Origin of the sequence: Agromyces sp. NPDC058104 (genome assembly GCF_042884835.1) — a bacterium.
Lineage (GTDB): Bacteria > Actinomycetota > Actinomycetes > Actinomycetales > Microbacteriaceae > Agromyces.
In genome coordinates this window covers 899391-922125 of record NZ_JBHVTD010000002.1, presented here as the reverse complement: position 1 = coordinate 922125, position 22735 = coordinate 899391, and the positions used below count along the sequence as shown (strand labels likewise).

Genomic DNA, 22735 nt, shown 5'->3' with positions numbered 1-22735 from the left:
GTACGTCGGTACTTCGGTACTTCGGTACTTCGGTACTTCGGTACCGCTGTCGTGAACTGAGAACCCGCCCGACACGCAGATGGCCGGCGGGCGGGTGATCCTGCGCCCAGACCGGCGCGCCCCGGCCGGCGAACCGGTGCCCAGCCAACGGCGACCGGCCGGTGCGCGAGCCGACCGGGACTACGCCCGGTCGGCCGCCTCCGCGACCGCCGGCGCGCGGCCCGCCAGCACCACGCCCACGACCGCCGCCACGGCGAGCGTCGCCATGAGCGCCCAGTTGACCCAGTCGGTGCGCCCGGTGAGCAGGTCGAGGTTCGTGAGCATGAGCACGAGTCCCGCGACGAGTCCGGCTGCCCCGAGCAGCGGAGCGATCACGACCCGGAACACCCCGTGCCCGCGCCGGCCTCGGCTGAAGAACCGCACGACGCTGATCATGCAGAGCAGCTGCAGGGCGACGACGCCGATGATGCCGACGCCGTTCGTCCAGAGCAGCAGCTGCAGGTACGGGTCGCCGTTCAGCACCAGGGTGACCGAGATCAGCATGAGCGAGGAGATCGTCGTCACGAGGCTCGCGACCGCCGGTGAGCGGTGCTGCTCATGCGTGCGCGCGAGGCGGGCGGGCAGCAGCCCGTCGCGGCCGAGCGAGAACAGGTAGCGCGAGGTCGCGTTGTGGAACGCGATCGTCGCAGCGAGGATGCTCGTGACGATGAGCAGGCCCATCACCGTGCTCGCCCAGGCGCCGAGGTACGACTCGGCGAGCATGAAGTAGAGCCCCTGGAACACGTCGGAGAGGCTGTACTCGACGAGCCCGTCGACGCCGAGCGCGGCGACGGCGATCCACGCGATGAATCCGTAGAACAGCGCCAGGAACCCGACGGCGAGGTACGTCGCGCGCGGCACGGTCCGCTCGGGACGGCGCGCCTCCTCGGCGTAGATGGCCGTGCTCTCGAAGCCGATGAACGCGCCGAGGGCGAGCACGAACATGCCGCCGCTCGCGAGGTTGAACACGTTGCCGGGGGCGAAGGGCTCGACCGAGAAGTTCGCGGTGCCCTCGGTCGCGAGCACCGCGACCGCGATGACGACGAGGATCGCGACCTCGAGGATCATGAGCACCGCGAGCACGCGCGCCCCGATGTCGACCTGCCGGTAGCCGAGCAGGGCGACCACAGCGAGCGCGACGAGCGCGTAGACCGACCAGTGCACCTCGAGGCCGAGCATCGGGTTGAACGTCGCCGCGGCGTAGAAGCCGAAGAAGCCGTAGAAGCCGCCGCAGATGAGCGCGTACGAGAGCAGCGCCACGATCGCAGCACCCCCGCCGGCCGACCGGCCGAGCCCTCGCCCGATGAAGGCGTAGAAGGCCCCGGCGTTGCGCACGTACCTGGCGAAGGCGGTGAAGCCGGCCGCGCACAGCAGGTAGACCACCCCGCTGAACACGTAGGCGCCGGGCGCCCCGATGCCGCCGAGGCGGAACGCGAGCGGTGCCGCCCCCGCCATGACGGCGAGCGGCGCGGCCGCGGCGACGACGAAGAAGAAGATGTCGAAGGTGCCGAGCCGGCCGCGGGCCAGCCCTCGGGTGTCGGTCGGCGACGGGGCGGGCCCGGACGCGGACGGCGGGGCTGCGGATGGGGACGGGGACGGGGACGTGCTCATTGGGGACTCCTTGTCAGCGACGGTGATGACGGCAGGGGTGAAGCGAGGGTGCGGGGTCGCGGCGGGCGCCTACACGGCGGGCCACCACGAGCGGTCGGTCCAGAGGGCGAGCTCCTGCTCGAGCGCGGCGCCCACGCGGAAGACCGCGGCGTCGTCGTACGTCCGGCCCACGATCTGCACGCCGGTGGGCACGCCGTTCGGCGCGAGGCCCGACGGCACGGCGAGCACCGGCACGCGGCCGATCACGTTGAACGGCAGCGTCATGAGCTGCGAGAAGATCGCGGTGCTGTCGGTGGCGGGCTCGTCGGCGGCGAGGCCGGTGGTCGCGACGGTCGGGCAGACGAGCACGTCGTAGCCGGTCATGAGCTCGGCGAACGGCCGGTAGAAGGAGGACTCGGCCACGAGCCCGCCGACGTAGTCGCCGCCGGCCGCGGCCTGCGCCGCGAACGCCCGCGTGTACGGCATGAGCTGCTCGGCCCGTGCCGCATCGCCCTCGACGATGCTCTCGATGAACGGGCCCATGACGGCGCCGAAGTGCGGCCACGAGGTCTCGAGGGTGCGCTGCGGCCCCCAGGGCAGCTCGACGAGGTCGACCGTCGCCCCGGCCGCGACGAGGGCGGCGCCGACCGCCCGCGTGTTCGCCTCGACGGCGGGGTCGACGTCGTAGCCGCCGAGGTCGAGGCAGAGCGCGACGCGCACGCCGTCGAGCGAGCCGGCCTCGCCCGAGACGGCGGCGATCTCGCGGAGCGAGGCGGCATCGCCGACCCACGGCCCCGAGATCACGTTCTGGAGCATCGCGACATCGGCCACGCTCCGGCCCATCGGCCCGTCGGCGCAGTAGGTGTCGGAGTTGAAGGGGGCCATGCCCGGCACGCGCCCGAACGGCGGCTTGAACCCGACGACGCCGCAGAACGAGGCGGGGATCCGAATGGAGCCGCCGATGTCGGAGCCCGTCGCGAGCAGCGTCGAGCCCGCCGCGAGCACCGCGCCCGAGCCGCCCGAGGAGCCGCCGGGGGTGAAGTCGGGGTTCCACGGGTTGCGGGTGACGCCCCAGAGCTTCGAGTGCGTGACCGGGGCGCAGCAGTACTCGGGGGTCGTGGTGCGTGCGTGCACGACCGCGCCCGCCGCCTGGATGCGCTCGACGATCGGGTGGGTCTCGTCCGCGATGTTGCCGCGTTCGAGGAGGCATCCGTCTTCGAGGAGGCGGCCGGCGATCGGCTGCTCGTCCTTCAGCATCAGCGGAATGCCCTCGAGGGGGCGCAGCGCCTCGCCGCCGGCGAAGCGCGCCTCCGACGCGACGGCCGCCGCGCGGGCCTCGTCGATCCACTGCTCGGTGACCGCGTTGATCACGGGCTCGGTCGCCTCGGTGCGGGCGATGACCGATTCGAGCAGGTCGACGGGCGAGAGTTCGCGACGTCGCATGAGCTCGGATGCCTCGGTGGCGGTGAGCCGGAACAGTTCCATGTGGTGGTGCCTTTCGCGCTTCCGTACGCCGTACGGAAGCGTACACTGTACGGACGATACTCTTGCACGCATGGCGTCCCGTCAAGAGGCATCCCGCACGAAGGCCGCACCGCGCCGCACGGTGAGCCGCGACGACCTCATCGAGGCCGCGATCGCGCTCGTCGAGCGCGAGGGACTCGACGCCCTGACCATGCGCCGACTGGCCGCCGAGCTCGACCGCGCGCCGATGAGCCTCTACACGCACGTGCGCAACCGCGACGACCTCGTCGATGCGATCGTGGGCCGGCTCATCGAGCGGCTCGAGCTCCGCGAGGTGCCCGGCGAGCCGTGGCAGGAGACCGTGCGACGCACCCTGCGCTCGTACCGCGACCTCGCGGTGCAGCTGCCGCACAGCTTCGAGCTGCTCGCGCTCGCGCCGTACGACACCTCCCCCGTCGCGCCGCACCTCGTCGCCGTCGTCGCGAGCCTCGAGCGCGCCGGGCTCGGCGCGGCCGAGGCGCGCCAGATCCTCGGCATCGTCGACGCCTACGCGACGGGATTCCTCGTGGTGTGGGCCCGGAGCCGCACCGCCGAACGCCCGGGCGCCGCGGGCACCGCGCCACCCGAGGTCTCCGGCATGCGCGACCTCGACACCTTCGACCAGGGCCTCGAGGCGCTCATCGCGGGGCTCGACGCGACGCTCGTGCGCGGCGCCGCGGCATCCGGCGCCTGACCTCGACCTCGACCTCGACCTCGACGCAGCAGGGGCCGAGACGGTGCGACGCCCCGCGTCCGCACGTCCCCGCTCCGTGCAGATCTCCGTGCACTGCACGGATGCGGCACGCACCGCCCAGGGCGACACTCGCTCCGACGTCATCACCGACACGAGGAGCACGACATGACCGACACCACCGCGACGACGGCGAGCGACGCCGACCGCGAACTCAAGGCCCGGCACCGCAGCATGTGGGCCTCGGGCGACTACCCGAGGCTCGCCTCCGACCTCATCTGGAGCCTCGGGCCGCGACTCGTCGCCGCCACCGGGGTCCGCGACGGCGACCGGGTGCTCGACATCGCCGCCGGCAGCGGCAACGCCGCGATCCCGGCCGCCGAGCGCGGCGCCTCGGTCGTCGCGAGCGACCTCGCGCCCGAACTGTTCGCCGTCGGGCGCCGCAACGCGGCCGAGACGGGCGTCTCGCTCGAGTGGCGCGAGGCCGACGCCGAGGACCTCCCGTTCGAGGACGCCGCGTTCGACGCGGCGATCTCGTGCGTCGGCATCATGTTCGCGCCGCACCAGGAGGCCGCGGCGAGCGAACTGCTGCGGGTCGTGCGGCCCGGCGGCCGGATCGGCCTGCTGAGCTGGACGCCCGAGGGCTTCATCGGCCGCATGTTCGGCGTGATGAAGCCGTTCGCCCCGCCGCTGCCCGAGGGCGCGACGCCGGCCCCGCGCTGGGGCGACGAGGTGCACGTGCGCGGGCTGCTCGGCGAGGAGGTCGAGGACTTCGTCGCCGTCCGCGAGACCGTCGCGATCACGCAGTTCGCGAACGGCGCCGAGTTCCGCGACTACTTCAAGTCGCACTACGGTCCGACGATCGCCGTCTACCGTCGCATCGCCGACGACGCCGACGCCGTGCGTGCGCTCGACGACGCCCTCGCCGTGCTCGGCGACGAGCAACTGGCGAGCGACGCGAACGGCGCCCTCGAGTGGGAGTACCTGCTCGTCACCGCGACCCGGCGCTGAGCCGCCGGGCTGCGCAGCCGATCCGCATGAAGGAACCACCGTGAATCTCAGCGACCATCACCAGGTCCACACCATCCATCTGGCCCGCGAGGCGCACCTCGTCCGCGTGCTCGAGCAGCGCCGCGCCGCGCTCGAACGGCTCGCCGACGAGCGCGCCGCGTCGGCCACGAGACGAGGGCGGGATGCCTCCGCTCCCGCGCCGTCCGGCGCGACGCCCCGCCCGGGCCTCGCCGGCACCGGCATCCTCCGCACCCTGCTCGACCGGCTGGGTCTCGGCCGGCCCCCGACGGGCGGCCCCCGCCCGGCGATCTGAGCGGGCGAGGCGACGACACGCACGACCGGCGGGCGGCATCAGTACAGGGTGAGCACTGATGCCGCCCGCCGGTCGTGCGCCGACCATGTCAACGTGTCGAACCCCCGCCTGACACCGCGCGAACGTGCGGTGCTCGCCGCCATCGAGCGGCGGTTGAGCAACCCCGAGATCGCGCGCGAGATGTTCATCTCGGTGCGCACGGTGGAGAGCCATGTCGCGAGCCTGCGCCGCAAGCTCGACGCCGAGACGCGCGCCGAGCTCATCGCCGCGTCGATCGGGCTGCGCGAGACGTCGGTGCGGGTACCTGACGACGTCTTCGTGGGGCGCGACGCCGATCTCGACCGCCTCGGCGAGGCCGTCGGCGCCCGGCACTGGGTCACCCTGACGGGGCCGGGCGGCGTCGGCAAGACCCGGCTCGCCCTCGAGTTCGCGCGCACCTTCGCGGGCGTGCCCGTCGTCGTCGAACTCGAGCACGCCGAGCCGGTCGACGTCGTGGCCCGCATCTCCCGGGCGCTCGACCTCGAATCGGCTCCCGGCGTCGACGCGCTCGGGGCGGTGGCCACCTCGCTCTCGACGCGCGAGTACCTGCTCGTGCTCGACAACGTCGACCGGGTCGGCGGAGCGGTCGGCGAGGTGGTGGCCCGGGCCACCGCCCTCGCTCCCGGGCTGCGGGTGCTGACGACCTCGCGCACCCCGATCGGCGAGGCGGGCGAGCACGTGGTCGCCCTCGCGCCGCTGCCGTCCGAGGGCGCCGACTCCCCCGCCGTCGCGATGTTCCTCGAACGCCTCGGCCCCGGCGCGGTCGCCGATCCGCCGCGCGACGGCGAGCGCGAGCAGGCCGCCCGGATCTGCGCGCGGCTCGACGGCCTTCCGCTCGCGATCGAGCTCGCGGCATCCGTGGCCCGCCATCTCTCGCTCGCCGAACTCGGCGAGCGCCTCGAACACGACTTCGCGACCCTCGACCGCGCCGCTCCCGGCGGCCGGCACCGCACCCTCGAGACCGCGTTCGAGTGGAGCTGGGACCTGCTCGACCCCGACGAGCAGGAGGTGCTGCGCCGCCTCGCCGCACTGCCGCGCACCTTCGACATGGACCTCGCCCGCGCGGTCACCCACCCGGGCGCCGACGGTACGGTCGTACGGCTGCTCGACCAGTCGCTCATCGTCGCGATCGGCGGCTCGCCGCGCCGGTTCCGGCTGCTCGAGGTACTGCGCGACTTCGTGCGTGCCCGCACCGACGAGGCGCTCGCCCGCGAGGTGCTCGAGCGTCACGCCACGTTCATCGAGGCGATCGTGGTGCCGTTCGCCCGCCGCGCGCGGCTCGACGACAGCCTCGAGGCGATGCACGCCTCCGAGATCCTCTGCCCCGAGGTGAACGCCGCCGTGCGCTGGGCACGCGCCACGCGGCATCCGATCACCCTCAGCCTGGCGTCGTCGCTCGGCGTCGGCATCGAGCAGTACGGTTCCGACGTCGACAGCGTGCGCACGCTCGCGGCGGTCGCGCACGACGCCGAGGTCATCGGGGAGGCCACGCCGCAGCAGCTCCTGGACCTCGGCACCGCCTTGACGTTCCTCGATCTCGACGCCGTGGCCGAGCTCGCCGAACGCGCCCTCGCGATCGCGGGCGACGACCGAGAGCGGCTCGCTGCGCTGCACCTCGCCGGCATGGCCGCGGCGTACCTCGACCAGGAGGCGATCGCGCTCGCGCGGCTCGGCGAGGCCGAGGAGCTCGCCCTCGCGCTCCAGGACCGCTGGGAGCTCGCGGCGACTCGGCAGATGCGCGGAGTCGCCCTGCGGCGCAGTTCGCCCGAGTGGGCCATGGCCGACTTCGCCGCGGCGATGCACGACTACGGGCGAGCGGGCGACGCGATGCACGTGAACAACGCCCGGTACATGATCGCGCTCACCGCGGCCGAGGCCGGACTCGACCTCGATCGGGCCGCCGAGCTCGCCGCTGAGTGCGTCGACTACGCGCGCGCCTCGCACAACGACCACGAGCTCGCGCACGCCGCCATGGTGCAGCAGATCATCGGCAGGCCGGGCGCCGCGCTCGAGCTCGACGAGCTCTCGCACGAGTTCCGGCGTTTCGGCGACGCCCGCTGCTGGATCCGCACGCTCCTGATGCAGGCCGAGCGCGGGCCCGAGGCCGAGCGCCGCGAGCTCCTTCGCGAGGCGCTCGAGCTCGCCAGGTCGGTGCACGACGAGCGCCGCGAGGCGGTGATCCTCGAGAAGCTGGCGGTGGCGGGCTGAGGGCGGCCGGCCGCGGGCGGGCACGAACGGCGAGCCCGCTACGCCCCCGCCCCGGCCCTCGCTGCGACGATCGGCGCCCCGGCCGCAGCCAGCTCGCTCAGCGTCGGCCCGCCCGGGTCGCCGTCGGTGATGACCCCCGCGACGGCGTCGAGCGGAACGACCGCGTACCGCGAGGCCGCGCCGAGCTTCTCGGCGCTCGCGAGCACGTAGGTCTCGGCGGCGCGCGACGCGAGGGCGCGCTTCATGGCGGCCTCCTCGGCGTCGCCGGTCGTGAGCCCCGCGGTCGGGTGCACGCCGGTGACCCCGAGGAAGAAGAGGTCGGCGCTGATGCGGCCGGCGGCCTCGACCGCGGCCGCACCGCACGCCACGGCGGAGTGTTTGAAGAGCCGGCCGCCGATCAGGAACACCTCGGCCGCGTGATCCAGCAGGGCCGCCGCGACGGTCGGGCTGTGCGTGATGATCGTGCACTCGAGCGCCGTCGGCAGCGCCTCGACCATGGCGAGGGCGGTGGTGCCGCCGTCGATGATGAGGGTCGTGCCCGGTTCGATGAGCGCGACGGCGGATGCCGCGACGAGGCGCTTGCTCTCGGGCGCCACCCGGGCGCGGCTCGCGTAGTCGACGACGGCCGGCGACGCGGGCAGTGCGCCGCCGTACACGCGCACGGCCAGGCCGGCGGCGTCGAGCTCGCGCAGGTCGCGGCGGATGCTGTCCTCCGACAGCCCGAGCTCGATCGCGATCTCCTTCGCGACGATGCGCCCGTCGCGGCGGAGTCGCTCGAGGAGCAGGTCTTTGCGCGCGGCGGCGAGCATCCGTGGTCCTTCCCGTTCTTTCACGTTTGTGCACTATTGTGCCACATATGAGCATGCCCATGATGATCCTGATCGCCGGCCCCTACGCCTCGGGCACCGGCGGCGACCCCGAACTGATGGCGCAGAACCTGCGGCGGCTCGAGGAGGCGGCCTGGCCGATCTTCCGCGCCGGCCACGTGCCGATGATCGGCGAGTGGGTGGCGCTGCCCGTGCTCTCGAGCGCCGGCGCCGCCGGACCGAGCGACCCGCTCGCAGCCGAGGTCATGTACCCCACCGCCGAGCGACTGCTGCAGCACTGCGACGCCGTGCTGCGGCTGCCCGGCGAGTCGCGCGGCGCCGACCAGGACGTCGCGATCGCGCGCGGGCGCGGCATCCCGGTGTACCACTCGCTCGACGAGATCCCCGCCGCAGCGTGAGTCGGTGACGGCTCGGCCGGTCCGGCGCGCGGCGACGCCGCCGGACCGGCCCCCCTTCCCTGATCTGCCCCGAACTGCTACCGTCGTCGCGATGGGTACGCTGATTTACTCCTGAGTGGTGAGCCGTGTCGAGCCTTGCTCCACGGCTTCCGCATCGACCGCAGCCGGCGCCGAGCGCTGAGCGCCGCTGATCGACGCGCAACCGACCACTGAACATCCGGCCCGCAGCCGTCGACGCTCGCGCGCACCCGCTCACGCGGTGCCCCCGACGCGCCCGGCCGGCGTCCGCGTCCTCGCGGACGGGCCGCGGAAGGAGCATCCGTGTACCCCACCAGCCAACTCTCACTGCACGCCGTGACCAAGCGCTTCGGCGAGCGCGTCGTGCTCGACCGCGTCGAGCTGTCGCTGCGGCCCGGCGAACGCGTCGGCGTCATCGGCGACAACGGCTCGGGCAAGACGACCCTGCTGCGCCTCATCGGCGGCGGCCTGTTCCCGGACGCCGGCGAGCTCGTCGCGCGGTTCGCGGGCGGCGTCGGCATCCACGACCAGGTGCTCGAGCTGCCCGAGGAGGCGACCGTCCGCCACGCGATCGACGCCTGCTCGACCGAGCTGCGCGCGCTCGAGGGCGCCATGCACGCGGCCGAGGAGCACCTCGCCGGCCTCGAGGGCGCCGCGCTCGACGAGGCCCTCGCCGAGTACTCGGCGCTCATCGCGCGCTTCGAGGCGCGCGACGGCTACGGTGCGCCGGCGCGGCTCGACGCCTCCCTCGAGGCGCTCGGCGTCGGCGGGCTCGATCGCGACCGCGCGTGGCGCACCCTGTCGGGCGGCGAGCGATCGCGGGTCGCGCTCGCGGCGACGATCGCCGCCAACCCCGAGCTGCTGCTGCTCGACGAGCCGAGCAACGATCTCGACGACGAGGCCTGGCGCTGGCTCGTCGAGCGACTGCGCGCGCACGACGGCACGGTCGTGGCGGTGACGCACGATCGCGCGTTCCTGCAGGCGCTCACCCAGGTGATCTGGGAGGTCGACGCGGCGTCGGTCGCCCGCTACGGCGACGGCTACCCCGGCTACCTCGTCGCGAAGGCGAACGAGCGCGAGCGCCACCGGCTCGCGTACGAGAACTGGAAGTCCGAGCTCGCCCGCAACCGCGAGCTCGTCGCGGCGAACGCGGGCCGGCTCGCCGCGATCCCGCGCAAGCTCGACAAGGCGGGCATGGGCGTGGGCGCCTTCACGCCCCGCGGCCGCGACCACGGGGCGATGGGTCGCATCCGCAACGCGAAGGCCCGGATGTCGCGGCTGCTCGCCGAGCCGGTCGCGCCGCCGCCGAAGCGGCTCGCATTCCGGGCGGTGGGCATGCACGCAGCACCGGTCGCGAACGGCGAGCCGGATGTCGCCGCCGAGTCGGATGCCCCGCTGCTCGTGCTCTCCGGGGTACGGGTCGCCGGGGCCTCCGTCGAGGAGCTGCAGCTCTCGCCGGGCGGGCGCCTGCTCGTCACGGGGCCGAACGGCATCGGCAAGACGACCCTGCTCCAGGTGATCGCCGGCGAGCGCCGGGCCGAGGCTGGCGTCGTGACGGCGACGTCGCGCATCGGTCAGCTGCGCCAGCACAGCGTCATCCCGCCGAGCCGCCGAACGCTGCTCGAGGTCTATGCGGCCGGCATCCGCGAGGATCTCGTGACGGCCGAGGGCCGGCTCATGCCGCTCGGGCTCTTCCACCCGCGCGACCTCGCGGTGCCCGTGGGTGCGCTCTCATACGGCCAGCGGAGACGCCTGGAACTCGCGCTGCTCGTCGGCGAGCCGCACGAGCTGCTGCTGCTCGACGAGCCGACGAACCACCTCTCGCCCGACCTCGTCGAAGACCTCGAGTCGGCGCTCGAGACGTTCGCGGGCGCGGTCGTGCTGGTCTCGCACGACCGGCTGCTGCGCGAGCGGTTCGGGGGTGGGCGCATCGACCTGGGGCGGTGAGCGGGTCGGAGTGTCGCGGCCCGGTCGCCGGCGTCGGTGCGGTCTCAGTCCGAGGCCGCACCGGAGCCGGCGCCGGTGGCCGGCGCCCACGCGAACCCGTCGGGATCGACGAACGCCTTGGCATCCCCCATCGGCCGGCACGCGGCATCTCGCCGAAGCGTCGCGGTCGGGAGGTCTCCCGGCAGGATCGCTCTGCAACTCTGCTCCACCACCGATTCTCCGTCGCGACTCCCCGACAGCTGCGCGGTGGCGATGGTTACCGACCGTCGCTGCTGGTGCGAGCCCGTCGGGCCATTCGCCCGCGACTACGCCGGCACTGCGCCCGACGACGCCTGGCGGCGCGCGTAGAACTCGCGCACCCGGTTGCGGTTGCCGCAGTCGGCGGCGACGCACCAGCGGCGGTTGTGGCGGGGCGAGTGGTCGAGGAACACCCAGCCGCACTCGGCGTCGGAGCACCGGGCGAGCAGATCGAGGTCGTCGCGCTGCAGGAGCTCGACGGCGGCGAGGGCGATGCGACGGCGCGGCAGCGCGAGGTCGACGGGGAACGCCCAGCCCCACCCCGCGCCGTCGCCGTCGCGTTCGAGCCGGCCGGCCGCGGCCGCCTCGGCGTTCGCCGCGGCGATCGGGTCGGCGGGGGCCTGCTCGTAGCAGGCCGCGAAGATCGCCTCGCGCAGCTCGACGACGCGCGCGGCCTCGACTGCGGCCTCGTCGGGGTGCGCGTCGGCGAGGGCGAGCAGGGCGGATGCCTCGCGTGCGTCGATCACGCCGAGCTGCTGCGCCCAGCGGCGCACGTCGTCGTAGCGGCCGAGGTGCTCGAGGAGCCGCTCGTCGCTCGCGCGCCAGGAGACGGTGTTGACGAGATCGAGGGCGACGGCGCCGCTGATCTGCGCGAACGTCTCGCGGGGCACGTAGGGCGCGGTGACAGCCATGCACCCGATTCTAATGGGCGAAGCCGACTTTACGCATTCGATTCGTTCTGCCAAGGTGTAATGCATGCTGATGCGATCAACCATTAGGCGGTCTCGAACGGCACTGCCGGCCGACTTCTCCCGACTGTGGCTCGCCCAGGGAGCCGGCGTCGCCGCCGCCCAGGTCGCCGAGCTCGCGCTGCCGCTGCTCGCGGTGCTCGTGCTGGGCGCTTCGGCACTCGACCTCGGGCTGCTCGGCGTGGCCCGCTGGCTGCCGTTCCTGCTGCTCGCACTCCCCCTCGGCGTGCTCGTCGACCGCCACCGACGCCGCCCGATGATCGTCACGGCCGACTGGGGCCGCGCCGCGCTCACCGTCGCGATCATCGTCGCCGCGATCGGCGGCCTGCTCACGATGCCGGCCCTGCTGCTGCTCGCGGCCGCGATCGGATGCTTCACGGTGCTCTTCGAGGTGGCCTACCAGTCGATCGTGCCGAGCGTCGTGCCGCCCGCGGGGCTCGAGCGCGCGAACTCGCGCCTCGCCGCGACGGCGGCCGCCGTGCAGGTCGGCGGCCCGGGCGTCGGCGGCATGCTCGTGCAGCTCCTCACCGCGCCGTTCGCCCTGCTCGTCACGGCCGTGGGCTACGTCGTCTCGGCGGTGGCGGTCGCCGGCATCCACGCACCCGAGACGCCGTCACCGCGGCGCGCGCGCTTCACGGTCGAGCTGCGCGAGGGGCTCTCGTTCGTCCGACGCGACCGATTCCTCGTCGCCAACCTCGGATTCTCGGCGCTCTACAACCCGTTCATCCAGTGGGTGATGGTGCTGTTCCTGCTGCACGCGGTGCACGAGCTCGGGCTCGACGCGTTCCAGCTCGGGCTGATCCTCGCGATCGGCGCGGTCGGCGCCCTCGTCGGCTCGCTGTTCGCGGGCGCCGCGACCCGCCGTTTCGGCGCCGGGCCCACGATCATGTGCTGCGCGATCGCGAACTGCGCACTGCTCCTGCTGCTTCCGGTCGTGGATGCCTCGTGGGGCGCCCCGCTCGTCATCGCGGTGCTCGGCGCGGCCTTCGCGGTGAGCGACGCGGGCTCGGCGCTGTCGAGCGTCATCCTCATCACCATCCGCCAGCTGCGCACGCCCGACCGCATGCTCGGCCGGGTGAACGCGAGCATGCGCTGGGTCACGTACGGCACCATCGCCTTCGGCGCCGCGGCCGGCGGCTTCGTCGGCGAGCTGGTCGGCACGCGCGCGGGACTCCTGATCGGCGTGCTGCTGACGTTCATCTCGGTGATCTGGGTCGCGCTCGGTCCGCTGCCGCGCATCGGCGACCCGGCCGAGCTCGCGATCGCCGAGCGGCGCGAGCCCGCGGGGTCGGACGTCGTGCCGGCGGCGGGCCTCCGTTCCTCATCCGCGCCGGCCGCGACCCCGGGCGCGTCAGCGCCGCCAGCGGATCGGAGCCTCGGGGTCGATCGCGGCGAGCGCGCGTTCGAGTGCCTCGGCGAGCGCGCCCACCCCGTCGGCGCCGACCGGAGCGAACTCGCGGTCGATCGCCGGCAGGTAGGCCTTGGCCCCGGCCAGGAACCGGCGACGCCCGTCGGCGGTGAGCACGGCGAACGCCGACCGCCCGTCGTCGGGGTTCACCTCGCGCGCGACGAGACCCGCGGCGACGAGCTCGTCGACGAGTCGGCTCACCCGGGTGCGGCTGAGCACGACCCGCTCGGCGAGCTGGCCCATCGTCAGCCGGCCGCCGCCGTCGTTGAGCTCGAGCAGCACGTCGTACCAGCTGAGCGGCAGCCCTCCCCCGTCGGCGACGGCGCGCTCGAGCCGGGGCAGCACGGCCGCGTGCAGGCGCAACAGGGACTCCCAGGCACGTTCGGCGTCGCTCGACATCCCTCGACTCTACCAGTTGCGTGCGTGCGCACACATATGCCAGACTCGCTCACCTCAGTTATGTGCGTCCGCACACACTTGAAAGGATCGAGCTCATGACCACGCTCCTGCACGTCTCCGCCTCGCCGCGCGGCGAGGCCTCGCACTCGCTCGAGATCGCCCGGGCCTTCGTCGAGTCGTTCGAGGCGACCTCGCCCGCGGCATCCGTCGAGCACTGGGATCTCTGGGACGGTTCACTGCCCGCCTTCGGCCCCGACGGGGCCGGCGCGAAGATGCGCGTCTTCGCGGGCGACGAGCCCGAGGGCGCCGAGGAGATCGCGTGGCACCGCGCCCGCCTCGCGTTCGAGCGATTCGCCGCCGCCGACCTCTACCTGTTCAGCCTGCCGATGTGGAACTCGGGCGTGCCGTACATCGCGAAGCAGTTCATCGACGTCGTGAGCCAGCCCGGCTGGGTGTTCGGCTTCGACGGCGAGACCGGCTACTCGGGCCTGCTCGAGGGGAAGCGCGCCGCGGTCGTCTACACGAGCGCGGTCTACGGCGAGGGGCGACCGCCCGCGTTCGGCGCCGACTTCCAGCGGCCGTTCTTCGACGGCTGGCTGCGCTGGGCGGGCGTCGACGAGATCGACGCGATCGAGTTCCGGCCGAACCTCGCGATCGCCGACGCCGAGCCCGGCCGCCTCGCCGCCCTCGCCGAGGCTCGCCGACTGGGCGTCGACTTCGGCCGCGACGCGCGCGCCGCAGCGGCCTGACGGCACGGGCGACGCCCGTCCACCCGTTCGTTCGGGGGGTTCTCCCGATACCGCCCACCCGCGCGCATCCGCTTGGCTCGAGACATGTCTCTCGTCACCTTCCTGCGCGGGTGGGCGGCCGTCGCCGTCGGCTGCCTGCCGCTCTTCGCCCTCATGCTCACGCCCCAGCTCATGCGCAGTCGCGCGGGCAGCGAGTCGCTGCTCATGATCGGGATGCCACTGCTGCTCGCCCTGCTCGTCGCCGCGATCGTGTTCGCGCCCGCCATGAACGCGATGGCGGCTCCGGTCGCCGGCCGATGGGAGCCGCGAAGCGCGCTGAAGTCGGCCCGCGAGGTGTGGCGACGTCGCACCGGCCAGGCGTGGCTGGCGCTCGGCGCCCTCGTGCTCGTGTACGGCGCCGGCCAGGCGATCGGCTACGCCCTCGGCGACGCGGTGCCCTACGTGCACGACAACCCGGCGAGCGCGACCGACCCCGCGGCGCCGCTGTGGATCATCGACTACCCCGCCTATGCGCTGCAGGCGCTCGTGCTCTACGCGATCACGACGCTCGCGATCGCGATCTATGCGGCGCGGTTGCGCGCGCTGGCCGTCGGACTGGCGCGGCCCGCGGCCGAAGCGGTGTCGCGCCCGACCTTCGCCGGTTGAAGAGCGAGCGACGAAGGAGCCCGCGTCCCGAAACCTCGTCAGCCGGTCTCGACACTCGGACGCCGGAGACGCTGCGGGAGCGCTACCCGGCCGCGGGTGCCGGCGGCACGTACACGGCGAGGCGCTCGCGCAGCGAGCCGGCGTGCAGCTCGAAGAGGTGTCCGTCATCGTCGTAGAAGTAGATCGAGTCGCCCTCGCCCTCGACCCGCGAGCGCGGCGGGCGCACGTCGAGGCCGAGCTCGGCGACCGTCGCCCGGAGGCCCGGCAGGTCGGCCCGCTCGACCTGGAAGGCGACGTGGTTGTAGCTGCGCGGCAGCCCGCCATCGCCGAGCATCGTCGCCACCCAGGTCGCCGACTCGCCCTCGCCGACGAGGAAGAAGCGCTCCTCCGAGAGCGAGAAGGTGTCGCTGCCGCTGTCGTAGACGCGCACTGCGCCGAGCACGGTCGTGAGGATGCGTTCCATGCGATCGAGGTCGCGCACGATGAAGGTCACATGGCTGAGGCCGCTGCTGGTCACCGCGTCAGACTACCCGCGGCCCACGGCCGAACGGCTCGGCGCACCGCGGCCAATAGGCTGAACGCGGTCGACGTCAGGAGAGACATGCTGGTGAGTTGGGCTGCGGTATTCGGGGTGGCGCTCGTCGAACTCGGGATGGCCCTGACGCCCGGCCCGAACATGGTGCACCTGGCGGCGCGCTCGATCAGCCAGGGCACGCGTGCCGGGCTGGTCGCACTGTCGGGCACGGCGGTCGGCTTCGTGGTCTATCTCGCGGCCGCGGCCTTCGGCCTCGCCGCACTGTTCGCGGCGGTGCCCGCAGCGTTCCTCGTGGTGAAGATCGCCGGGGCGGTCTACCTCGGCTGGCTCGCCTGGCAGATGCTGCGGCCGGGCGGCCGCTCGGCGTTCGACCCGGCCGAGGTCACCCCGATCCGGCCCGCGCGACTGTTCGGCATGGGCCTCGTCACGAACCTCCTGAACCCCAAGATCGCACTGCTCTACGCGGCGATCCTGCCGCAGTTCATCGACGCCTCGCAGCCGGTGTGGCCCCAGTTCCTCGTGCTCGGCGCCGTGCAGATCGTCGTCGGCGTCACCGTGAACGGGCTCGTCGTCCTGAGCGCGGGCCGGCTCGCCGGGTTCCTGCGAGCACGGCCCCTGGCGATGCGGCTGCAGCGGTGGGTGTCGGGCACCGTGCTGGCCGGCTTCGCCGTCAAGCTCGCGGTCGAGCGGCAGCCCGCCGCCTGACGGCGCCGCTGAGCGCGCCGCCCGGCGGAGCTTCCCGGCCAGATTCGGTGCTGGCCCGGGTGAGCAAACGCCCGCGCCGCACTAGCCTGAGCGCGCCCGAGCGAGCGTCAGGGGGCCGCGCATGACCGAGTACACCGACATCAGCGAGGTGTCGAAGGGGCTCTTCGTCTTCATCCCGGGGCTGCCGCCGCGCGCCCGCAAGGAGCGGGCCCCGTGGCAGACGCTCGTCGACCGCCTGCGCAACGACCTCGAGCCGACCTGGCGGGTCGAGGTGTTCGAGCATGAGCTCACCGCGACCTCGCGCGAGGACCTCGACGACGTCGTGCGGCGCCTCGCCGCGCAGTTGCGCGACTGGACGGGCGAGCTCTCGACCGACGTCGAGCTGCCCGACGGCATCATCCTCGCGGGGCACAGCTTCGGCGGCATCCTCGCGCGCGCCGCCTACCTGCTCGACGCGGACGTGCCCGACGCGGCGAAGCCCGACCAGGCAGGGGCGGACCCGACGTCGAACGATGCGACACCGACGAGTGCTGCGGCGCCGGTGGCCGCAGCGGCGAACGCCGCGGCGGGCACCGCGAACCACCCGTGGACCGGGCTCGTGAAGCGCATCGTGCTGCTCGGCAGCCCGAACTCGGGGTACCGCGTCAACGCACGCAAGACTCCCCTGCGCTGGCGGCTCGCCTACGCGCTCGCGACGCCGTTCTTCGACTTCACCTTCGAGAAGGTGATGGCGGGCGGCTACTGGATCACCGATCTCCGCCTGCGGTGGCTCGAGGCGTTCCGGTCGACGAACGATCGGCCGCGGGTCATCCAGATTCTCGGCACCTCTGACCCGCTCGTGACGCACACCGACGTGATCGACCAGAAGTTCATGCCGCACGCGAAGGTGTACGAGATTCCGAACGCCGACCATGTCGGGCTGATCGACGTCGACGCGGCGCGCGACCCGAACCGTCGCTACCGCCAGCTGAAGGACGCGATCCTCGGCCGGCCCGACGAGACCGTCGACGACGAGCGCCCCCGCACGCCGGGCGCGACCGCGTTCATCCTGCACGGCATCCGCGCCTCGGCGCTCGGCACCTGGGTCGAAGACCTCGGCGCAGAGTTCGCCGAGGCGACGAAGCCTGCTGATGGTGAGGAGACCCTCGTCATCAATCCGGACACCGGCTACTTCAGCGCGCTGGAGTTCGCGCTGCCGGGCACGCGTCGGCGCAAGGTGCACGAGTTCCTGCGGCTCTACGGTGAGGCCTATGCGACGCGCGACCCCGAGCGGTTCGTCTTCGCCGGCCACTCGAACGGCACGTATATGATGGCGCAGTCGCTCGATCGCGTGCCCTCGATGCGGTTCAGGCGCATCTACCTCGCCGGCACGGTGCTGCCGCGGCGCTACGACTGGCAGCGCGTGTTCGAGCACGAGCAGATCGGCCATCGCCGCGACGGCGCGTGGAAGCCGGGCGAGGTGCGCATCGACCGCGCCACCCGCGACGTGCCGGTCGGCATCCTCTGCTCGTGGCTGCGGGGGCTCGGCAGCGCCGACGTCGGCACCGCCGGGGTCGACGGCTTCGAGAACATCTCGGGGCGCGCGATCGACCAGCGGCGACGGGTTCCGGGCGGCCACGGCGCGGCACTCAAGAGCAAGGACCAGCTGCACGAGATCGCGGGCTACCTCACGCAGGAGTCGGTCGAGGTGGATCTCGCGTCGCGACGCGCGTCGGCCGCGACGACGACCGCGCCGTCGCCGGGCACGCAGACCACCGCATCCGCGAACGCGGCACCGCGGATGTCTCCGGCGGCCGCCGCTGAACCCGACGCACCCGACGCACCCGACGCCGAGAAGCCGGGACCGAGCCTCGGCGAACGCCTCTTCAACGGTGCGAGCCGCTTCGTCGGGCTGCGCCCCATCGCGTGGATCCTGCTGCTCGGACTCGCCGCCCTCGCCGCGATCGGGCTCGTCAAGCTCGGCCGGGCGAAGGGCCCGAAGGTCGCGATCGGCACTGGAGCCGCCGCGGGCGTCGGCTTCTGGGCGCTCCTGCGCTCGATCTGACCGCGCGAGCGAGCCCAAGGCCCGGCGCCTCGAGACGGCGCCGTCACGGCCCGGTCGTGCAGGTCTCGAATCCGCTCGTCGCCTCCGAGAGCAGCGTGCCGCCCACGCCGATGCCGCCGTTGCTCGGCGCGCTCAGCGGGTTGAAGTTGTTCACGTGGTTCTCGACGGCCGGCGTCGCGGTCTGCCCCAGCGCCAGCCCCTCGATGCCGAAGTCGTTCACGGAGGGGTCGGAAGAGGTTTTCGCGAGGTCGATCCCGGGCATGGTCGGCCCGAACACCGAGCTGCCCGCCGTCTCGTTGCCGGCGATCGCCAGGCACAACTCTGACGCGGTGTCGATCGGCCGCCCCGACTGCGCGAAGATGCCCGAGAAGTCGCCACCGGTCGGCGCGCTCACGGTGTTGTTCTTCACCTGCGCCACGACGTCGCCGGCGCCGAGCGCGCGCACCGCCACACCCGACCCGCTCGTCTGGCTCACGGTGTTGTCCAGAACCTGCGCCGTGAGCGAGGCCCCGACGCCGTTGAGCGAGTCGGCGCGCGCCTCGATACCCGGGCACTCGGCACCGTTGCCCGCCTCGATCACGTTGGCGTTGATCTGCGCCGCCACGTCGGCTGCGCCGCTCGCCGAGACGATGATCGCCCGGCAGTCGACGTGCCGGATCGGAGCGCCGACGCTGCGGCCGTTGCCGGTCACCTGGAGGTTGGCCTTTGCGGCGCCGGACACGTCGATGGCGGCGAACGCATCGGGCTGGTGCCCGAAGCCACCAGTGCCGCCGTCCATGCTGTTGGCGTTCACGGCGACGACCCTCCCCAGATCGCCCGGAGTGCCGAGCGTCGCTGGCGAGGCGCCCAAGGTGTTGCCGCCGATCACCAGGATTCCGTTCCCGGCACGGAAGCCCGAAATGGTGTTCGCCACGATCGTCGCCGAGCTGATCGCGGCCGCACCGATCGAGCTGCCGGTCGCCGACACGACGATGGCCGAGCCGGGCGTGAGCTCGTCACCGGCGTCGGAGATCCGGTTGCCGCCGATCGACGCCGACGAGATGGTGCCGCCCCGGTTGGCGATCGAGATTCCGGATGCCTCGTTCGAGGTGAGCACGTTGTTCGAGATGTCGACCGTGCCCGAGAGGTTCGAGAGGTTCGCCCCGTCGAACGCGATGCCGTCTTCGTCGGCGGCGTCACCCGCCCCGGTGACGGTGCCGGAGACGAACGAGAATCCGGCGACGCCGGTGCCCACGACGCCGTTGCCGGCGCTGTTCTCGATGCGCATGTTGCGGAGCGAGACATCCGCGGTGTTGGTGAGGTCGATCGCGTTGCCCGTGGCGGCCGCGATGGTGCCGCCCGAGGCATCCCCGCCCTGAATCGTGCTGCCGCCGCCCGTGACGTGCAGGCCGCCGGCGGAGCCCGTCGCGCCCAGCAGGATTCCCGAGGTCGCCCCGTTCGATGAGATTCGTTCGAACGTGACGTCGTCGGACCCGATGCCGGTCAGCGCGATGGAGAGCGCGATGCCGGTCGTGCTCGCGAGCCTGTTTCCCGTGCCGGTGACGACGATGGTGCCCGAGGTGTACACGTCCAGCGCTCGACCGCTCGTCGTCGTGACGTCGAGTCCGCCGCCCGTGATCGAGAGACGGTGCCCAGCCGAGGAGGCGAACTTGATGCCGGGGTAGACGCCCGTCTCGAGATGCTTCGACGCCCCCGAGAGCACGGTGGCACCGCCGGTGCTGTTCTCGACGATGACGCCGCCGCCCGCGTCGCTGCCGTCGGTGATCGACCCCGAGAGCGTGACGGTGCCGCCGGTGCGGTCCTGGATGTCGACGCTCGTGGTCGCGGGTCCGTCGGTGATCGAGCCGCCGTACGAGATGTCGCCGCTGCCGCCGCGCACCCGGAACGGGGTGTACACGGACGACCCCGCGGAGAGCTCACCGGTCGCCGCCGAGAACGTGCCCGTGCCGATCTGGTCGATGTTGATGCCGTACACGCCGCTCTTCGTCGACGTCACATTGTCGAACGAGAGCGACGAGCCCGCCGACGCACCGACGTGGACCGCCGGCCCGTTGGTCGCGTAGATGCTCGCGTTCGCACTCGCCGGCACGGTCACCGGGCCGGTCAGGTTGAGACTGAACCCCGCCTGGCTCGCGCCCTTCGTGCTGATGAAGAGATCGCCGAACGCGACGGCGCCGGTCGTCTGCTGCAGGTTGACGCCGCCGCCGTTGGACACACCGGAGACGAAGACCCGGTCGATCTGGCTTCCTTCGAGGTTGGACAGCCGCGCGAGGAATCCCCATCCGGTCCCCAGGGTCTGAATCTTCACGCTGGCCGCCGGGTCGAACACGACCTTCTCAGTCGAGTCGACGAGCACTCCGAAGCCGATGACGTCGACGTCGAGGTCGCCGATCCGGCTCGTGCCGGTCACGCCTTGCAGCGCGAGCCCGATGCCACCGGAGACGTCGTCGACGATGCGCACGTCGTCGACGGTCACGTCACCGGCCGGATCGCCGACGATGTCGACGACGCCGATGCCGCCGCCGCCATCGGTCGTGGGGTGCACCTCGAGCCCGGCGACCCGATTGCCGACGCCGAGGCCGACGACGTACAGACCGGTGGCCATGGTGATCGTCGGCCGCTTCGCCGGGTCGCCGGTGTGCAGGGTGCGGCCACCGACGACGAGGTCGGATGCCTCGCCGATGAGCTGCTGGTCGTCGTCGAGCGCGATCGCGGTCGAGTAGCCCGTCGTGGTGCCGTCGCCCTTGAACACGAAGAGGTCGTCGCCGTCGCCGCTCGCCGTCGCGGCCTCGGAGATCGTGTCGAAGGGCGCGGTGGAGGTACCGCTGCTCGGCCCGTCGGCGTCGTTGCTGACGTACCAGACGCAGTCGGTGATCGCGATGATCACGGTGCCGACGTCGGTGAGCGGTGCGACGGGGCCCTGGTCGGTGACGGTGTAGTCGAAACTGTCGACCACGGTGTCGCATCCGGCCGGCGGGGTGTAGATCGTGTCGCCGTCGGCCTCGATCACGACACTCCCGCCGAACTGGGTCGGGAACGTGCCGGGCACGAGCGCGAGCACGGTGCCGGGGTCGCTGTCGGTGTCTCCGTCGAGCACGCTGCCCGACACCACACGGTGCGGGCCGGCGACGATCGGCACTCCGTCGGTCGGGTCGTTGATCACGAAGGTCGTGTTGCCGACCGCCGAATTGGCGCCATCGAAGTGGTCGTCGTCGGCGACGGGGGCATCGGCGACGCAGGTCACCGTGACCGACACCTGCGCGTTCGCGTCGCCCGGGCTGAGCGTGTAGCTGAACACGTCGGGGTCGCCGCCCGGGGCGTTGCAGTACTGCGGGTGAGGTTCGTAGCTGAGGCCGGTGCCGCCGCCCGTGATGACGACGGTGCCATGTGCGGGCTGGACGACGCTCGTGATGCTGCGGGGCCCGCCGTCGCTGTCGGCGTCGTTCGCGAGCACGTCGATCGCCGTGGCGGAGGCATCCTCGCTCACCGTCGCCTCGTCGTCGTCGGCGACCGGGAGGTCGTCGACGCAGCTGACCGTCACGGACACCGTCGTCGTCGAGCCGCCGGGCGCGAGCGTGTAGGTGAACTCGTCGGGCGTGGTGCCGGGCGGGTCGTTGCAGTACCCGGGGAACGGTTCGTAGCTCAGGATCTGTTCGTCGGCGAGGACGGTCAGCATGCCATGGCTGGGGGCACTGACCCCGTCGATCGAGATCGGTCCGCCGTCGGGGTCGGTGTCGTTGGCGAGCACGTCGATGGTCGTGGGCTCGCTGTCCTCCTCGATCGTCGCGGTGTCGGCGACCGCGGTCGGCGGCACGTCCTCGTCGACGTCGGCCACGCTGATCGTGAACGCTTCCTCGCGGCTGCCGCCGTAGCCGTCGGTGCCGCGCACGCGGATCGTGTACCTCTGCTTCGCCTCGTAGTCGAAGCTCGCGGCGGTCTTCAGGGTCGATCCGGTGATCGCGAACGAGGCGTTGTCGTCGCTGCCGGCGCCGCTCACGAGCGAGAACGCGGGCGTCGCCGCGGGGTCGCCGTCGACGAGGCCGAGAGTGCCGACGACGGTGCCGGCGGGTTCGTTCTCGAGCACGTCGTCGTTCGAGAGGGTGAGGTCGGTCGGGTCCTGGTTGCCGATCACGTATCGCTGCTCGGTGCTGAGGCATGCGGTCGAGGCATCCACTCGCCGCAGCACGCCCGAGCTCGGGGCGCAGAAGTAGGCGACCTGTCCGGTCGTGCTCGGCACGACGAGCATCGTGCCCGCCGGCCTCGTTCCGGTGCACGACTTCGCCGAGGTGAAGCGGCGCACCGACCCGTCGGGTTGGATGCAGAGCGTGGTGGGGCCGGGCCAGATGGTGACCGCCGTCTCCTGCTTCGGCCGGCAGTCACCCGGGCTCCCGGCCGCGCGCAGCAGTCCGTTCGACTTCTGGGCGCACGCGTAACGCAGCTGCGTCTCGCTGTCGACGGCGAAGGCGACCGACGGGGACGCCAGCGCGAGGATCATCGCGAAGACACTGAACAGCACGAACGCGAGCCGGATCGCCGGGGCGATCGGGTGGGTCGCTTCGGCAGTGCGCGGGTGAGACGCAGTGGACATGGGGCCCTCCTCGGGCGGCACCATCGCCGTCGATCCGCGACCGTCGGGCTCGGCGCGGAACTGACCCAACACTCGACCCGTCGCGCCCGATC

17 protein-coding genes and 1 pseudogene are annotated in these 22735 nt (G+C 72.7%); 11 read left to right on the top strand and 7 right to left on the bottom strand.

Annotation, left to right across the window (positions count from 1 at the left end; translation table 11 throughout):
• Window positions 1-180 precede the first annotated feature (180 nt).
• On the bottom strand, window positions 181-1650 hold the full coding sequence (locus ACFVTH_RS12190) for an APC family permease (RefSeq protein WP_387091029.1): 1470 nt from the start codon (window positions 1648-1650) through the stop codon (window positions 181-183).
• A gap of 69 nt (window positions 1651-1719) precedes the next feature.
• On the bottom strand, window positions 1720-3114 hold the full coding sequence (locus tag ACFVTH_RS12185) for an amidase (RefSeq protein WP_387091027.1): 1395 nt from the start codon (window positions 3112-3114) through the stop codon (window positions 1720-1722).
• A gap of 70 nt (window positions 3115-3184) precedes the next feature.
• Between ACFVTH_RS12185 and ACFVTH_RS12180 the strand changes: the two genes are divergently transcribed.
• From ACFVTH_RS12180 to ACFVTH_RS12165, 4 genes are all read left to right on the top strand, one after another.
• Window positions 3185-3826, top strand: coding sequence for a TetR/AcrR family transcriptional regulator (locus tag ACFVTH_RS12180; protein ID WP_387091024.1), 642 nt, complete (start codon window positions 3185-3187; stop codon window positions 3824-3826).
• A 165-nt stretch (window positions 3827-3991) separates the two neighbouring features.
• Window positions 3992-4834: a class I SAM-dependent methyltransferase gene (locus tag ACFVTH_RS12175; RefSeq protein ID WP_387091022.1), complete on the top strand. Its 843-nt coding sequence runs from the start codon at window positions 3992-3994 to the stop codon at window positions 4832-4834.
• Window positions 4835-4874: 40 nt separating this feature from the next.
• Window positions 4875-5147, top strand: a complete 273-nt coding sequence (locus ACFVTH_RS12170) for a hypothetical protein (protein WP_387091019.1) — start codon at window positions 4875-4877, stop codon at window positions 5145-5147.
• 93 nt (window positions 5148-5240) lie between these two features.
• Window positions 5241-7394, top strand: a complete 2154-nt coding sequence (locus ACFVTH_RS12165) for an ATP-binding protein (RefSeq protein ID WP_387091017.1) — start codon at window positions 5241-5243, stop codon at window positions 7392-7394.
• 38 nt (window positions 7395-7432) lie between these two features.
• Here the strand turns inward: ACFVTH_RS12165 and ACFVTH_RS12160 are convergent, their stop codons facing one another.
• Window positions 7433-8203, bottom strand: a complete 771-nt coding sequence (locus ACFVTH_RS12160) for a DeoR/GlpR family DNA-binding transcription regulator (protein ID WP_387091014.1) — start codon at window positions 8201-8203, stop codon at window positions 7433-7435.
• A 59-nt stretch (window positions 8204-8262) separates the two neighbouring features.
• On the opposite strand from ACFVTH_RS12160, the gene ACFVTH_RS12155 reads away from it, so the two are divergent.
• Together ACFVTH_RS12155 and ACFVTH_RS12150 are read left to right on the top strand one after the other, a co-directional pair.
• Window positions 8263-8619, top strand: a complete 357-nt coding sequence (locus ACFVTH_RS12155; RefSeq protein WP_387091011.1) for a DUF4406 domain-containing protein — start codon at window positions 8263-8265, stop codon at window positions 8617-8619.
• 321 nt (window positions 8620-8940) lie between these two features.
• The gene (locus ACFVTH_RS12150) at window positions 8941-10584 is read left to right on the top strand and encodes an ABC-F family ATP-binding cassette domain-containing protein (protein WP_387091008.1); all 1644 of its coding nucleotides are present in this window, start codon (window positions 8941-8943) and stop codon (window positions 10582-10584) included.
• 305 nt (window positions 10585-10889) lie between these two features.
• Here the strand turns inward: ACFVTH_RS12150 and ACFVTH_RS12145 are convergent, their stop codons facing one another.
• Window positions 10890-11513 (bottom strand): CGNR zinc finger domain-containing protein, encoded by a 624-nt coding sequence (locus ACFVTH_RS12145; protein WP_387091005.1) that lies wholly within the window; start codon window positions 11511-11513, stop codon window positions 10890-10892.
• 64 nt (window positions 11514-11577) lie between these two features.
• On the opposite strand from ACFVTH_RS12145, the pseudogene ACFVTH_RS12140 reads away from it, so the two are divergent.
• A pseudogene (locus tag ACFVTH_RS12140) lies at window positions 11578-12828 on the top strand (MFS transporter); the annotation flags it as partial.
• Window positions 12829-12921: 93 nt separating this feature from the next.
• Here ACFVTH_RS12140 and ACFVTH_RS12135 read toward each other — a convergent pair.
• Entirely contained in the window at window positions 12922-13377 is a 456-nt protein-coding gene (locus ACFVTH_RS12135; RefSeq protein WP_387091858.1) for a MarR family winged helix-turn-helix transcriptional regulator, read from the bottom strand.
• 95 nt (window positions 13378-13472) lie between these two features.
• On the opposite strand from ACFVTH_RS12135, the gene ACFVTH_RS12130 reads away from it, so the two are divergent.
• The gene (locus ACFVTH_RS12130; RefSeq protein ID WP_387091003.1) at window positions 13473-14126 is read left to right on the top strand and encodes an FMN-dependent NADH-azoreductase; all 654 of its coding nucleotides are present in this window, start codon (window positions 13473-13475) and stop codon (window positions 14124-14126) included.
• Between the two features lie 84 nt (window positions 14127-14210).
• Window positions 14211-14771, top strand: a complete 561-nt coding sequence (locus ACFVTH_RS12125; protein WP_387091000.1) for a hypothetical protein — start codon at window positions 14211-14213, stop codon at window positions 14769-14771.
• An 82-nt stretch (window positions 14772-14853) separates the two neighbouring features.
• Here ACFVTH_RS12125 and fosX read toward each other — a convergent pair whose 3' ends face one another.
• Entirely contained in the window at window positions 14854-15288 is a 435-nt protein-coding gene (fosX, locus tag ACFVTH_RS12120; RefSeq protein ID WP_387090997.1) for a FosX/FosE/FosI family fosfomycin resistance hydrolase, read from the bottom strand.
• A gap of 84 nt (window positions 15289-15372) precedes the next feature.
• Here fosX and ACFVTH_RS12115 point away from each other — a divergent pair, with 84 nt between their 5' ends.
• A complete protein-coding gene (locus tag ACFVTH_RS12115; protein WP_387090994.1) occupies window positions 15373-16011 on the top strand; it encodes a LysE family translocator in 639 nt (212 codons plus the stop codon).
• 121 nt (window positions 16012-16132) lie between these two features.
• Window positions 16133-18055, top strand: coding sequence for an alpha/beta fold hydrolase (locus ACFVTH_RS12110; protein ID WP_387090992.1), 1923 nt, complete (start codon window positions 16133-16135; stop codon window positions 18053-18055).
• Between the two features lie 43 nt (window positions 18056-18098).
• Here the strand turns inward: ACFVTH_RS12110 and ACFVTH_RS12105 are convergent, their stop codons facing one another.
• Window positions 18099-22643 carry an Ig-like domain-containing protein gene (locus ACFVTH_RS12105; protein WP_387090989.1) on the bottom strand — a complete coding sequence of 1515 codons (4545 nt, stop codon included), beginning with the start codon at window positions 22641-22643 and terminating at the stop codon, window positions 18099-18101.
• Between the last annotated feature and the right edge of the window lie 92 nt (window positions 22644-22735).